General features: G+C 37.3%; 6 protein-coding genes. All 6 read left to right on the plus strand.

Annotated features, from left to right (window positions below; genetic code table 11):
• The first annotated feature begins 43 nt into the window (after positions 1–43).
• Complete coding sequence (locus RMN97_RS12470) at positions 44–1,621, plus strand: helix-turn-helix domain-containing protein (RefSeq protein WP_309614849.1); 1,578 nt, start codon at positions 44–46, stop codon at positions 1,619–1,621.
• A complete protein-coding gene (locus RMN97_RS12475; protein ID WP_309614850.1) occupies positions 1,621–2,781 on the plus strand; it encodes a tetratricopeptide repeat protein in 1,161 nt (386 codons plus the stop codon). Before RMN97_RS12470 ends, RMN97_RS12475 begins: the two co-directional genes overlap by 1 nt.
• A 321-nt stretch (positions 2,782–3,102) precedes the next feature.
• The gene (locus tag RMN97_RS12480; protein ID WP_309614851.1) at positions 3,103–11,046 is read left to right on the plus strand and encodes a choice-of-anchor J domain-containing protein; all 7,944 of its coding nucleotides are present in this window, start codon (positions 3,103–3,105) and stop codon (positions 11,044–11,046) included.
• 44 nt (positions 11,047–11,090) lie between these two features.
• Positions 11,091–12,026 (plus strand): type IX secretion system membrane protein PorP/SprF, encoded by a 936-nt coding sequence (locus RMN97_RS12485; protein ID WP_309614852.1) that lies wholly within the window; start codon positions 11,091–11,093, stop codon positions 12,024–12,026.
• A gap of 11 nt (positions 12,027–12,037) precedes the next feature.
• The gene (locus RMN97_RS12490; RefSeq protein WP_309614853.1) at positions 12,038–13,909 is read left to right on the plus strand and encodes an OmpA family protein; all 1,872 of its coding nucleotides are present in this window, start codon (positions 12,038–12,040) and stop codon (positions 13,907–13,909) included.
• Between the two features lie 136 nt (positions 13,910–14,045).
• The coding region (locus tag RMN97_RS12495; protein WP_409024895.1) for a beta strand repeat-containing protein at positions 14,046–16,628 on the plus strand (2,583 nt) is incomplete at its 3' end.

Here is a 16,628-nt window from a genome sequence, read left to right on the forward strand (position 1 = left end):
TAACTTATTGATTAAAATCTACAGCGTTAATTTTAAAAAAAGCATGAAATATCTAAACTCCATTAACAGATATTTTCATATCCTATTATTATTTGGATTCCTCCAAAGTACAATTAGTGCGCAAACCATAAATAAGTATTATTTAGCAGATGATATTGAGAATTTAATTTATTCTAATCCCGACCAGTCACTCAAAATCGCACAATATCTTTTGAGTAAAACCAATACTTCGGATAGTAATAAATCACGTATCAATTACTTAATTTCTACAGCCTATATCGTAAAAGGCGATTATAGTAGTGCTCTAAATTTTCTTTATGAAGAGAAGAATTACAGGAACTATTTAACTGAAGAACAAAAAATTAATATTGATATTTCAAAAATAACACTCTTAAGAAATCTGACCCTTGACAAACAATCTAAGAAAATTATAGAAAAACTTGAAAATACTATTGTAGTTGATGACAAGCTAAAATTGTATTTAGAAGTTTCAATTGCAATTGAAAAATCAAAGTTTTTGTCAAATCAAAGTAAACTTCAGGAACCGATAGATGCACTAAAAAAGGAGGAAGCTACAGTTGCTAAAATCGCAAAAGATTTCAAGGATATAGCGTTACATTACAACATCGCCTTAGGGCAATTGTATTTGAGACAAAAAAATTTAGCTTTGGCTCAAAAGCAATTTGAGCTTGCACTTAGTAATCTTAATCAGCAAAACGTAGAGAATGCTTATGCTAAGATTGATGTTCTGAATGGTTTGGCACTGGTTCATTTTCTTAAAAAAGAATATGGAGAAGCCATTACATTGTCTAAAGAAGCAATGAGTTATGTTGAGCGAATTGGCAATCTTTTCTCCCAAATAAAAGTCAATCAATTGCAAAGTGAAATTTATTTAGCCATGAATGATGTGGCCAATTACAAACTGATAAATTCTAAGTTTTTTGAATTGCAAAGCGAGGCAGAAGGCCAAGAGCAGGAAGCCATAAATACCAGTTTTAACCTTATCTCGGATGAATATGCAGATGGTTATTCGGATGAAAAATCCAAATACATCAAAATAATTTATGTAGTATCGGGACTCTTTTTAATTGTGATACTGATAAGTTTTTTATTTTGGCAAAAAATAGCGGCAAACAAAAAAAGGTTAGTTGAAATCATCAATTATATTGAAATAACAAGAAGCAATCTGATGACTAGTTTTAGTATTACAGATAAAAAGAGTGAGCCTAAGAAGAACGTGATTTTAAAGGAAACAGAAGAGCATATATTAAATAAGTTAAAACGTTTCGAAAGCTCAAGACGTTTTATCAATAAAGATATTTCCCTTGCCGTTTTAGCCGGTCAACTGGACTCCAATACAAAATACCTTTCAGAGATTATAAACACCCATTATAACGTCAATTTTAATACCTACATAAACAAACTACGGGTTAATTATATCATCGAAAAGCTAAAAACAGATCCTAATTTCATCAATTATAAAATTAGTTATCTGGCCGAAAACTGTGGTTTTTCATCACATAGCAGCTTTGCAACTGTTTTTAAAACGATTACGGGCATATCACCGGTGAAATTTATTGAATTGTTAAATCAGGAAAAAGAAAATAATCTTTTGGAATAATGGCTGACAACAAAATTAAATTTTGGATGTATGTATTAGTTGTTGGTTTGCTGACAGCTAGTCCTTTGTATTCCCAAAACTATAAAAAACCGGACAGTATTCTTAAAGTTTCTACTAATGAAATTTATAGTAATCCCGATAATGTAATCAAAGCCGGAGAAATGGTTGTTGCCCAATCCGGAGACAATGTTGATTATAAAATAAAAGGCTATAAATTAATATCGGATGCTTATTCTGCTAAAAGAGATTACGAGAAATCAGTCGAGTATCTTATAAAATCATCTGAGCTATTACCGCTTTCCAATGACAAGTTACTTAAGATAAACATCATTAATAAAACGGGAATCCAATACCATCAACTGAAAGTTTATGATAAAGCGATACAGTATTTAGATCAGGCAGAACAATTGATTGCGGAATATCCATATAAAGATTCCATTCACATGGAGTTGGGAAAAAATTATATTGTCAGAGGTTTTATTTACAAAGAAAAGCTAAGCTGTGCTATAGCTGTAACCTATTTAGACCGAGGAATTGCTGAGTTAAAGAAGGTAAAGGACAAATCGGAATCGGCTACCAAGATGAGCATCGCCATTTACAATAAAGGGAATTGTTATCTGCTGATGAAGAACAACAAATTGGCTTTAGAAAATTTTGAGCAGGCTGCTAAAATTGCCAAAGAAGCAAATGCTAAAAGTCTGGAAGCTTTTGCCTTGAAAGGTTCTGCCAAAGTTTTCACACTCGAAGGAAAGAATTCGGAAGCCATAGTAGCTTTAAATAAAGCCCTGAATCTTTCTTCTGATGTAAATGATTTAATATTAGATCAGGAAATTTATAGAGGCTTGGCCGAAAATTATTTAGCTTTAAATCAATTGGATCAATTTAAAATTTACCAATTGAAATTTGTAGCTACTCAAAAGCGAATTAAAAATACAGAGCGTATCTCAGTAAGCGAATCTATAGGAGATAAAGAATTAGAACTTAAAGACAAAAAAGCGGAATTATCTACTAAATTCTACTATCTATTATTGGTTTTGCTGTTTTTTTTAATTTTGATTGTTCTGTTTTTCTATGTAATTATCAAAAGAAAAAGGAAGGAAATCGAGACAATTAAAAGTCAAATTTTCCTTCTACAAAATCAAAAAAGTAAAGACGCTTAAGTCCTTAATTTATTCAATTTTTACCTCAAATCTTCCTTTTGTACTTTATAAATTCAGTAAATTATAAAGTAGAATGATTTTTCCTCAATTATTGTTTGTGTATCTTAGTGTATGCAAATAAGAAGGACGATATGTTTATTGTCTTTATCACTGAAATCAGGGGCTTCGAGTATTTGTCAATGATTTTATAATTTAAATAAGCAATGCATTTTGCTTCAAAAAACAGTAGTATTTGCTTCAAAATTGCCTTTTATCTTTAAAAAAAAGATAAGCGCTAAAAAAAAATTAAAAGTAACACCAACAACTAAAATAATTTTAAAAATGCAGAAAAATTATCCCTTTTTTGAGACTATATTTCCAAAAGTTAATCATGGTATTTTTCAAAAAAACTATGTTAATGAAAATGGGACTATTAGCAAAATAGTTCTTCAGCAAATTTTTGCTTTTTTTTTCCTAATCATGACTACTTTAAGTTATGGTCAGCTTGCTACAGAAAATTTTGAAAGTGGCATACCGGGAGCTTGGGCAGTAAATAGTAATTTGGCAACTACACCGGCTAATAACTGGACAACAACTCCAACAGGAGGTTATTTAGCTAGTCGAGGCGCTTTTGTAAATCCGTCACTAAATGCTACGGTCGGAGTTACGGCAGAATATTTCTTGATTACGCCTCAATTTTTAACGCCATCCAATGGTGAAATTCGTTTTTGGACAAAGCAAGGAAGTTTTACAAACAGAGGCGCAACGTATCAGGTTAGAATTTCAACAGCAAATCAACCGGATATTAGCAGTTTTAATGTGACCTTAGCTTCATGGACAGAAGCGCAACTTAATGCTGCGGCGACTACTTATGAAGAAAAAGTTGTTCCAATTCCTTCAATACCAGCAGGAATTCCCGTTTATATTGCTTTTGTAGCGGTAACGAATCAGACCGGAGTTTCATCAACTGCTGGAGACAGCTGGTTTGTGGATAGAGCCAGAGTAATTTCAAGTTGCCCTCCTGTAACTGGAATTACTTCTGTAGTGTCAACAGATAGTGCAACCATAAACTGGACACATCCTACCGCTACTAATTTCGGAATTGAAGTAGTAGCAGTAGGTGCAGGTCACGGAACAACTGGTATTCCGGTTTCAGGCACTACATATACAACGCCATCTACATTGACATCTAATACTACTTATGATGTTTATATTATAACGAATTGTGATGCATCAACATCCAGTACTTGGGCAGGACCATTTCAATTTACAACCTCAATGATTGGATTAACGTGTTCAAACCCGATAGTCATTCTACCAGATGTTACCACAACACCTTATGTATTAAGTTCAAATTTGGATCAGTTTTATGATGGTACTACATATGTTGAAATGGATAGTCAGTTGTTGAGTTGTCAACCAATAGGTCAGACACAGAATCTTTTGTTGGGAAATCATGTTTATCTTTCTTATACACCAACAACTTCAGGATTAATTAATATAACGCAGTCCGTTAACACTACAGGAGGTGCTGGCAATTGTTACAATGACCTTTCCAGTGTTTTTGTATTTGATGGCTGTGCCGGTGTCGGAACATCTGCAGGCTGTTTAGGCGCAATAACAACTACGAACAATACACCTGTAGAAATACCAAATTTTTATGCAGAGGCAGGACATACCTATCTTTTTGTAATCTCATCACCTTTTCAACGTACCAATCCTGGAGCGGGTGTTTGTTTTACTTTTACGGTTAGTGGTTCAACTTGTCCTTCTCCTTCGCAACCATCAGTGACTATTGATAATTTGCAACAAACTACGGCAGTAGCTTCGTGGGACAATGTTGCCAATTTAGTTAGTGCCTGGGAGTTTTTGGTTTTACCGGCTACATCACCGGCACCAACAGCTGCGCAAGCCGGAACACCTACTACAACCAATATAAACAATCCATTAACAGGGCTCACACCAGGTTTTGATTATAAGCTATATGTGCGTTCTATTTGTGCAAGTCCGGGATCTTGGTCAGCTCCGAGAGCTTTTACCACACAATGTAACATTCAACCATTACCCTATTACACCGGATTTACTACAGCTGACTCTGATAACGGAATTCCAGAACCGTGTTGGACAGTTTTGAATTTAAACAACGATTTGAGCTTTTTTACTTATGGACCTAATGCTTTTAATGAGCCTGTTGCAAAATTGCGTACCGGAGAATCGAGTAGTCACAATGATATGTTGGTGACGCCAAAGTTCCAGTTGGACGGAGTGACACAAAAGAGACTTCGATTCAAATATAATATTTATGGCAACTGGGGTCTTATTATTGATAACCCAACCGGTGGACCAGGTTCTTTTGAAGTGAAACTTTCAACAACAGGAGTTGGTGGCACTAATTTTACCACAACAATAATTCCTTTGGCTTCTTATACTACTGCGTATAATTTTATTGAAATAATTGTTCCAATACCAAACATTACAGGAGATATTAATATTGCCTGGATAGTGCCACCGGGAGCTTTGCAAACCGGAAACTGGTTGTATATTGATGATGTAAATGTAGAAGATTTACCGGCATGTTCGGAGCCTGCCTATCCTGTAGTTACACCAGGATCTATAACATCAACTTCGGCGGAAATTTCATGGACAAACGGATTCGCAAATACACAATGGCAACTCGTAGCACAACCATTAGGAACCGGTGTTCCGACAGCAACGCCAGCTCCGGGTTCCGTATGGAACATAGTAAATAGTAATCCGTATACAGTAACAGGGTTAACGCCATCTACGCAATATGAGTTTTATATGAGAGCGTATTGTAATGCTACTGAGCAAAGTATCTGGGTTGGCCCAATTAATTTTAATACAACTTGTATCGTTCAGCCAACACCTTATTATGAAAATCTAAATGATGGCGATATTACTTCAAAAAAATTCTGTTGGACTACCAATAACGTCGACGGTGACCCAGCTCAATGGACAATTCAAGAAACTGAAGCGAGAATATGGCCCCAGCCGGTTAATTTCTTTGAGCCATTTACTGCCTATGATGATTGGTTGATTAGTGTACCTGTAAATGCGGTTGGTCCAAAAAGACTTCGTTTTGACTATAGAGTAGTGACATCGCCTTTTTACCCAAGCCCAAGAGGTAATTTCGAAGTGTTGCTATCAACAACTCCTGATTTTGCGACATATACTACTTTGATTCCATCTCATGATTTTACTAATGGTGCCTATCAGCAAGACACGGTTTTATTTAACGGAACAGGAGTAACCTATATAGCTTTCAGGTTACCACCAACAATAAACAATCCGAGTAATACAGGAATAGTGATGGTTGATAATGTTATTATTGATGACGCTCCTGCTTGTCCGGATCCAACGCATTTGACAGCTACTACTATTGCACAGACAACTGTTACCTTAAACTGGACTGCCGGTTTTGCAGAAACGCAATGGCAAATTGTGGTTCAGCCAGCTGGAACCGGAGTTCCAACAGCTTCAGGAACAACCGTAAATACAACACCTACTTACAATGCTACAGGTTTAACACAAGATACGCTTTATGAGTATTATGTCAGAGCAATTTGTACTTCGGAAAATAGTACTTGGGTTGGTCCGTTTACCTTCAGAACTATTTGTAATCCATTACCAACCCCTTTTATTGAAACATTCGATTCCAATACCACAACAGAAAGTTGTTGGACTATAGTAAATGGAAACGGTGATGGAAATCTGTGGAATTTGAATCAACCAGCCAATCCAATTTTTGGAAATCAAATGGCTTCCTTATCCACCGGAAGTAATGGAAATAATAACGATTATTTAATCACACCAACACTTACAGCACATGCCGGTCAAAGATTGCGCTTTTTCTATAAAACGCTTTATAGTGATTTTGAAGAAGATTTGAAAGTATTGTTGTCTGTAAATGGTGTGGCTACAAATCAGTTTACAACCATTTTATATGAAAATAATATTGTTATTCCTACGGATGCTACCGGAACCGTTGCAGGTTCTAATACAATAACCTTAACCTCTACAACTGGTGTCCGAATAGGTGACAGAGTAGATATTTTGGGTTGGGTAATTCCATACGGTTCAACCGTAACGGCTATCAATGGTCTAACAATTACGATATCAGGAAATGCTGATGTAACTGCTGCAGGTCCACTAAATGTTACCTTTGTTCATGAAGTTATCAATAATATGGTTGCCAGAGAAAAAGTTATTGACTTAACCGGAATTACGGCTGATACCAATATTAATATTGCTTTTTACACCCCATTCTTCCCTCCAAATCCATGGAATTATAGAGGTCAATATACTTTTATTGACAACGTAATTGTAGAAGACATTCCGGCGTGTCCTCCAGTAATTAATGTTACTACAACGAATATCATTGATACAACAGCAACAATTAACTGGCAGTCTACAGGTACCGAAACCTCTTGGGAAATTTCAGTCCAGCCTTTCGGAACACCAGCTCCGGTTGGTGCTACTTTGCCGGAATATTTACATACGACGACTTCTCATCCTTATACATTAACAGGCTTAACACCTGCAATAAAATACGAATACTATATTAGAGCAGTGTGTAGCGGAACATCACAAAGTGCATGGGTTGGACCGTTTGAGTTCACGACTCGTTGTGATTTTGCCAATATATGTCAATATACGATGACTGTTACCAATGGTAATACAGGAACGGTTACTGATAACGTAGTTGTAATGCAAAATGGAGTTGTATCACAGGCATTAGAATTTCCAGGCTTTGGACAAACCTCTTTAGATTATGTAGTGTTCTTATGTACAGGTGTTGAATTCAGCTTGTATTGGAACGGTTTCGGTAGTGGAGTCCAATATTCTGAAGCTCAAATTGTGATAAGAGATGAGTCTAATACTATCGTTTGGACCAGTCCTTTGGGATTAGGTACAGTAAACACAACGCTCTTTACTAGTGTTGCCAGTTGTGGAGTAGTAACTTGTCCACAGCCAACCAATTTAGCCGTAAGTAATCAAGAAGTACTTTCATGGACTCCAGGAGGTTCAGAAACCCAATGGGAAGTTGCTATACAACCTTATCAAAATGGAACCTTGCCTCAATCGGGACAAATTGTGAATTCAGCAACATATACTCCGGTAGCAGCTGATTTTGCTAATGCCACTTCTGGAACTTATGAATATTTTGTCCGCGCTATTTGTGGTACTTCAAATACTAGTTATTGGTCTGGACCAAAAGTCTTCATTAGAAATGATGAGCCAACAACTGCAGTACGTTTAGTAGTTAATACAAATGAAACCTGTGATGTGTCAGGTGTTGATGCCTCATTTATCGGAGCAACAGCATCGGCTACCCCAACAGCTTGCGGAGGTATAAATGGAGGAGATATTTGGTATGATTTTGTGGCTACTTCAAGAGTTCATGTAATTGAATTAAGCGATTTTGCCCCGGGAAGTTATTATGATTCATCGTTTGAAGGGCCATGGCCAAAAATAATGATGTCGCTGTATGAGCAAATGCCTGATGGTTCACTTGTTGAAAAGGCATGCAGCGAAAACAATTCAATGGTTACTAGCTATTCTTCTGAATTGGTTGTGGGTCATATTTATAAAATCAGATTGAAATTAAATGATAGCATACTTAGCAATAAAACATTCCACATCTGTATCACAACACCAAATGACTTATGTGATTTGGATGCCTTTAATTACGATTTTGAGAAATTACCAATGCAGTTTGTTACGGGAATCAGTACTATTATTGACGGAGTAGTTGTACCGGGTTGGAGAACCAATACCGAATGGGGAGCCATGTTCTTCCAAGAAGCATCTAATTCGGGAGATGTAACACCTTATTCTGGTGGGCAATGCATTCAATTAATACAAGACGATCCATCTGAATGGAATCCAAGTGACCCAAATATCAAAGGATTATATAAAGATTTTGATACTTCAGAAATCACTAAAATGGATTATAGTTTTGCGAGTGCAACAAGAACTAACGGATCTACAGTTCAATTGTATGCTGGTCCGCCTTCTGGTCCGTTTACACTATTGGTTGAAGATTTTGCCAACAGTTTGGCTTGGGAATTGGTTCAAGGAAGTTATACAATTCCACCAGGTCAGACCAATACTCGTTTTATTTTCCGTGCCAAAGAAAATGCTATAGGGCATATCCTAGATGCTGCTAATTTTAAAGCGAATGTAGCTATCACAATAAATACAGCCAATACCACATTAGACTGTACCACAACATCAATGACTTTTGATGCCAATGGAGTAGGGCAATGGGTTGCAGATGCTGGTAACCCGGCAACAACATCTATTGCAAATCCAAATAGCGGATTGACGAATGTCTCAGGATTCACCGCACCGGGAACGTATACTTTTCATTGGAATACCCGTTATTGTGAAATAGCAATAACAATTACAAAACAAGGAACAACCGATGTACCAACAGTAACAACTCCGATTGCTTACTGCGCAGATGCAACCGCAACAACCTTAACAGCAACAGCACCAAACCCAGGCGACAGTTTAATTTGGTATACGCAGCAAATAGGCGGAACCGGGACAACGATAGCTCCAACACCACAAACGTCAACTGCAGGTACAACCAGCTATTATGTTAGTGTTGTAGGTTCAGGTGGATGTGAAGGACCTCGTACTGAAATTGTGGTTCAGGTGAATGCAATTCCTACCGCAACTATTTCAGGAACTGTAACAGTTTGTCAAAACGCTGCTAATCAAACAATCACATTTACAGGTGCCAATGGAGATGCACCATATACGTTCACCTATACTATCAATGGTGGGGCAAACCAAACTATAACAACGACAACAGGGAACAGTTTTTCAATTAGTGTTCCAACAGCAACAGTTGGAGTATTCACCTATAACTTAGTAAGTGTTTCAAGTGCAGGTTTGGCTTCTTGTTCACAAACTCAAACAGGTTCTGCCGTAGTAACGGTGAATGCCTTACCAAGCGCAACTATTTCGGGAACAACAACAATTTGTGCTGGTTTAACGGCAACAATTTCTTTTAGTGGAACTCCAAATGCAACAGTGACCTACACAGTAAATAGCGGAACACCTCAAACTATTGTTTTAAATGCTACAGGATTAGCTTCAATTACAAGTGCTCCATTAACGGCAAGTGCAACCTATACTTTGGTAAGTGTTACGGCTTCCGGAAGCCCTGCTTGTAGCCAGACGATAACAGGTTCAGCTATAGTAACTGTAACTCCATTGACAATGCCGAATGTAACCTTCAGTTATGCGCAAACATGTAGTAATGCCACTTCAAATCCACTTCCGATATTGACAGCAAATTTCGCTACTGGTGGTGTATTTAGTTCATCAACAGTAACCGTAAACTCGGCAACAGGAGCGGTTACTTTATCAACTGCTCCAGTAGGAACGCATCAAATCACTTATACTCTAGCCGCTAATTCGTCAACTTGTACAGCTGGTGGTGTATTTACAGCAAGCATTACTATTTTGCCAAGCATTACTCCCGTTACAGGATTTAGTTATGATGTAAGTTATTGTGCCGGTGCTGCTAATGATTTGCCAACACTTTCAGCTAATTTTACTAGTGGTGGCGTATTTAGTGCTGGCGTAGGTTTAAGCATAAACACAACAACAGGTGAAATTACTATTGCGCAAAGTAACCCAGGAACGTATACAATAACCTATACTGTTGCCGCTAATGCCGCAGCATGTAATGTTGGTGGTTCCACTAATTTTACCATTACGATTACTCCTGATTTGACTTTCACAATTGATGATTTGTGTCAGAATGGTAGCTTGACGCTGCAACTCATAGACACCAATTTTGATACAGTTACTGCAAGTTATACTTGGACACAGGGAAGCACTCCTATTGGAACTAATGCGACATTAGATGTTGATGACTATTTATCTCAAAACACATCGTTAAGCTTGCCGCTAACCTTTGGTGTTTCGGTTGGTTTAAATGGTTGTGTGACCAGTCAAAACATTACGATAGAAAATAATCCTTGTTTACTTATACCAAGAGGAATTTCTCCAAACAATGACCAAGTGAACGATACATTCGATTTGTCGGGTTATGGAGTAAAAGAAATTACGATTTTCAACCGCTATGGAACGATAGTTTTCTCTTTCTCAGGTAACTATACGGATCAATGGAAAGGTCAATCTGATGGTGGACAAGAATTGCCTGATGGAACTTATTTCTACAGCATCCATACTACAGAAGGAGCGACCAAAACAGGATGGGTATATATAAACAGAGAGTATTAATTAAATTGAGTATGTGTCAATTACTAAATAAAACGACAAGCCTAATGAAAAAAGGATATATAGCACTAGCACTATTTTCTATCATTTCTATAGAAGTTACAGCCCAGCAGGATCCACATTACACACAATACATGTATAATATGAATGTTATGAATCCGGCCTATGCAGGTTCAAAAGAAAGCATATCAGGAGGATTACTTTACAGACAACAATGGGTTGGTTTAGATGGAGCTCCAACGACCGGAACTTTTGCGATTCAAAGCCCTGTTGGTAAAAATGTTGGATTGGGTCTTTCTGTTATTTCGGATAAAATTGGTCCTGTAGCCGAAAACAACATTTACGGCGATTTCTCATACACTATCAATTTAGGAAGTGCCAGCAAATTAGCTTTCGGTTTAAAAACAGGAGCTACTTTTCAAAGAGTAGGTTTGTTTAGTGAAATTGGGAATGGTTATACACAACAGCCTAACGATAATTCCTTCAGCGAAAATTCGAGCAATATAAAATTAAACATTGGTTCCGGTTTGTTTTATTATACCAACAAATTTTATGCAGCGTTTTCAGTACCGAATATGATAAAAAGCAGACATCTTGATATAACACGAAATGGGCAGGAATTGAAATTTGGGAGCGAAACAGAACACTATTTTTTGACTAGTGGTTATGTGTTTGATTTATCTCCGAATACAAAATTCAAACCTTCGTTTATGTTGAAGTCAGCATTTAATGCACCTACCTCGTTAGATTGTTCAGCAAATTTCTTACTTTTCGAAAAATATGAAATAGGAGCAACCTATAGAATGGACGATTCTTTTGGAGCAATGGTTAACTTTGCTGTAACACCGGCTATCCGCGTTGGATATGCTTATGATCATGTCACTTCAGAAATAAGAGGAACGGCTCCGGCATCCCATGAGTTTATTTTGTTATTTGATTTAAATTTGTCTAAAAAAGTATCTGTTTCACCAAGATTTTTCTAAAAAAATAAACTATGAAAAGAATATACATCACCATTAGCATGTTCTTGCTTCTTGCTGTCGGATACGGACAAAATAGCGCTACTGCTAAAGCAGACAAACTTTTTGATAGCTATCAGTATGTAGCTGCAATCGAGGAATACCTGAAATTGGCCGAAAACAAAAATGCGAACGACTATATCTATACGCAATTAGCGGAGAGCTATTATAATGTTTTTGATTCTCAAAACGCTTCAAAATGGTATGCCAAAGCAGTGAAAGGAAAAGCATCTGCAGAAACCTATTATCGCTATGCGCAAACATTGAAAGTCATAGGAAATTATCAGGAAGCCAATAAGCAAATGGATGTTTTTGCCAAAATGATGCCCAAAGATGAAAGAGCCAAAGAACATTTGGCAAATCCAAATTACATACCAAGTTTGACTAATACTACCAAGTTATTTGAGGTTGCCGAGACCAATATCAAAAACAAGGGACAAAGTGATTTTGGAGCGCTATTGACCAATGATAATATACTTTATTTTGCCAGCACCAGAAACAGCTCGAATAAAACGGATAAATGGATTGACCAACCCTATCTAGATATTTACCAATCAAACAGATATGGCAATGGAAGTTTTTCTGAACCATCTTTGGTAAGAGAATTGAATACGCCATTTCACGATGGTCCGCTAACACTAAGTGCAGACGGTAACACCATGTTTTTTGCCAGAGATGGTCATAGTGAAGGGCAGTATGAAAAGAATAAAAAGAGCAATAGTAAAGTAGGGCAACAAGGAATTTACAAAGCGACTAAAGTTGATGGAAAATGGTCTAATGTCGAAGCGTTGCCATTTAACAGTACGAGCTATTCGGTTACTAATCCGAGTTTGAGTAACGATGGAAGAACATTATATTTTGCTTCAAATATGCCCGGAGGATTGGGTGAATCAGACATTTGGAAAGTATCCATTGATGCAATTACTTTTGGAAAACCACAGAATTTAGGACCGAATGTCAACACGGCAGACAGAGAGAATTTTCCGTTTATCACCGAAGATAATGTGTTGTATTTTGCTTCAACGAGTCATCAGGGATTGGGAGGTTTTGATGTATTTAGAACTGACCTAAACACTGCTGAAAAACCACAAAATTTAGGGAAACCAGTAAATACCGAAAAAGATGATTTTTCATTTAGCTTCAATAAGAACGCCAATATTGGTTATTTCTCTTCAAACAGAAATGGTTCAGATGCCATATATGCAGCGACACCAGTCTGTAAAGCTGAAGCAACTATTGTTGTTACTAACAGTAAAACCAATACCGTTTTAGCTAACGCTACGGTTGCTATATCAGATGTAAAAGGAAATGTTATCGAAACCAAACAAACCAATGCACAAGGAAAAGTCAGCTATGCTATCGAATGTACTGTAGGTTATGGATTGAAAGTTTCGGCACAAAATTTCGAAAATGCAACAGCAGCAGTGAAGTCAACCAAAGCCGGGGAAACTATAGTTGCCGTAGCTTTGGATCCTACAACAGTAATCATAACAGATACCGAAGTGATTTTGAATCCGGTTTATTTTGAATATGATAAAAGTAATATCACTGCTCAAGGTGCGGTTGAATTAGATAAATTAATTAAAGTAATGAACGATTATCCTACAATGGTTATATTTGTAAAATCGCATACAGATTCTAAAGGTTCCGCTGCCTATAACTTAAATTTATCTGAAAAAAGAGCACAATCAACCGTTCAATATCTAATTTCTAAAGGAATTACAGCGGCCCGTATTTCAGGAAAAGGATTTGGAAGTACAGAACAAAAAGTTAAATGCGGAACCAATTGCACTCAGGAACAAGATGCACAAAACAGACGTTCAGAGTTCTTGATTGTGAAAAAATAATTGGTAAAGAAAAAAAATGTAATTATTTATGAAGATTAGGTTTAAAAGTTAAGTTAATTAAGTGATGATTATAAGCAATAGCTAATCTCGAATACAATTGAGATTGGCTATTATGCATAATAAATAAGATGTTTCGATGAAGAATGTTTTAAACGTATTTTTTCTGTTATTTTTATCAAATTTAGTTTTTGCACAAGAGCCAAATGATTGTGCTACTGCGCTGATAGTTTGTGGTAATGGCGCTTTTTCTTCTAATTCTACTGGGTCGGGTAATTTTCAAGAAATCAATTCGTGTGGTGGATTTGAGAGTAATTCGATTTGGCTTGAAGTAAATATTGTACAAGGAGGAACATTAGGTTTTAATTTGATTCCGGATGATCCGGACATATCAGTAGATTATGATTTTTGGGTATTTGGACCAAATGCTGTTTGTGGAGCTTTAGGAAGCCCGTTACGTTGCGCCACTACAAATCCGTTTGAAGCGGGATTAACTGATAATCTTACGGGAATGAATGGCTCGACTTTGCTTACACAAACGGGTCCAGGTGCAGATGGGAATGGTTATGTTAGATGGTTAACGGTATCTCCTGGGCAAACATATTTTATTGCTATTGACAGACCTATTGGTGATGGTGGATTTCAAATTCAATGGACAGGAACTGCAACTTCAGGAACTGGAGCTTTTCCTTCACCGCCATCGGCTAATCACATTCCTGATGTGTTAACCTGCAGCAATACACCAAACGTTGGGATTTTTGATCTTAATGCTGTTAGGGCTTTGATAAACTCGGATACGACAGGTAACACAATTACTTTTCACAACTCTATTACGGATGCTAATGATGGTATTAATGCCTTGCCTACTATCTATTCTAATATATCCAATCCGGAAACAATTTATGTTAGGGTTACCGATAATACAGGAGGTTGTTTTGCGATAACCGATTTTGATTTGGTTGTAAATTTAGTGCCAAATGCCTCGGTAAGTATTTCCAACATATCTGTTTGTATTGGAAGTCCGGTTACAGTTACTTTTACCGGAACACCAAATTCCAATATCAATTACACGGTTGATAGCGGTGCGGTTCAATCTGCTTTTTTAAATGCGGCAGGGACTTTTACCATAACAGCATCACCTGCGCTTGCCACTACCTATACGTTGACTAATGTCAGAATTATTGATGGTACGGGAAATACGGTGTGTTCTCAATCTTTAAATCAAACGGTTTCTGTGACGGTTGTTCCGTTACCGACCGTTACTATATCAGGAACAACAACTATTTGTTCAGGAACATCAGCGGTAATTACTTTCAACGGTACACCAAATGCAACGGTGACTTACACTGTTGACAGCGGTCCAAATCAAACAATTATTTTGAATGGTTCTGGGAATGCGACACTAACGACACCCTTGTTGACTGTAAATAGTTCTTATAATTTAGTAAGTATTGCTTCTTCGGGCACTCCGATTTGTAGTCAGTCTCAAACGGGTTCGGCAGTAGTAACCGTTATTTCATTGCCAACAGCAGCTATATCGGGATCAACCTCTGTTTGTTCAGGATCCGCTGCGGTTATAACATTTATTGGAACACCGAATGCGACAGTTACTTATACTGTAAATGGAGGCTCCAATCAAACCATAGTACTAAACAATTCAGGTAATGCAACTCTGAATACGGCAAATTTGACTCTAATTACTACCTACGCTTTGGTAAGTGCAACTATAGGTTCATGCAGTCAATCGCAATCGGGTTCAGCAGTCATCACAATTAGCGCCACACCAACCGCTACCATTTCAGGAACAACAACAATTTGTTCGGGAACTACAACGGTCATTACTTTTAGCGGAACACCAAATGCGACGGTTACGTACACCATCAATAGTGGTTCGAATCAAACCATAGTGTTAAGTGGAGCTGGAGCAGCATCATTAACTACGCCGGCATTGACACTAAATACCACATACAATTTAGTTAGTGTTGCATTACCTGGCACACCACCTTGTAGTCAGCTTTTAAATGGTTCAGCTGTTGTTACGGTTAGAGCCTCGCTAAGCGCTTCTATATCTGGTACAACAACAATTTGTTCGGGAAACTCAGTAGCAATTATATTTACAGGAACACCTAATGCTACGGTAACTTATACCGTTGATAGCGGCGGTAATCAAACTATAGTTTTAGGTGCATCGGGTAATGCTTCTTTAACCACACCATTTTTAACCACATCTAGTACCTATTCTCTGGTAAGTGTTTCGTTAAGCGGAACACCAATTTGTACTCAGGCTCAAACAGGTTCTGCCCTAGTTACTGTTAATGCTTTACCAGTTATAACAAATGTTCCTGCCAACGCAAGTTATTGTTCGGGAGATTTGGTTACAACCAATGCATTTGTTAGTTCACCTACTGGAGCTAATTTTACATGGACAAATAGCACTCCTTCGCTAGGATTAGCAGCAGCTGGAACCGGAAATATACCAAATTTTACAGCAAGCAATGGTACATCATCACCTATTACGGGTACAATTACGATTGTCGCTATCCGAAACGGTTGCTCTACAACAGGCTCTTATACTATTACAGTCAACCCAATTCCACTACCCAATCCTGTAATTACGGATTATGAATTATGTGATTATAACAATACTGGTGATGGAATCGAGTTGTTTAATTTGGGAACAAAAAGTATGGAAATCGCTAATGGACAAACAGGAGTAACGGTA

The organism is Flavobacterium sp. (assembly GCF_031381455.1).
Lineage (GTDB): Bacteria > Bacteroidota > Bacteroidia > Flavobacteriales > Flavobacteriaceae > Flavobacterium.

Bases quoted from the DNA above. Each gene is read 5' to 3' on its own strand.
- RMN97_RS12470 (WP_309614849.1), top strand. From the start codon at position 44: ATGAAATATCTAAACTCCATTAACAGATATTTTCATATCCTATTATTA.
- RMN97_RS12475 (WP_309614850.1), top strand. From the start codon at position 1,621: ATGGCTGACAACAAAATTAAATTTTGGATGTATGTATTAGTTGTTGGT.
- RMN97_RS12480 (WP_309614851.1), top strand. From the start codon at position 3,103: ATGCAGAAAAATTATCCCTTTTTTGAGACTATATTTCCAAAAGTTAAT.
- RMN97_RS12485 (WP_309614852.1), top strand. From the start codon at position 11,091: ATGAAAAAAGGATATATAGCACTAGCACTATTTTCTATCATTTCTATA.
- RMN97_RS12490 (WP_309614853.1), top strand. From the start codon at position 12,038: ATGAAAAGAATATACATCACCATTAGCATGTTCTTGCTTCTTGCTGTC.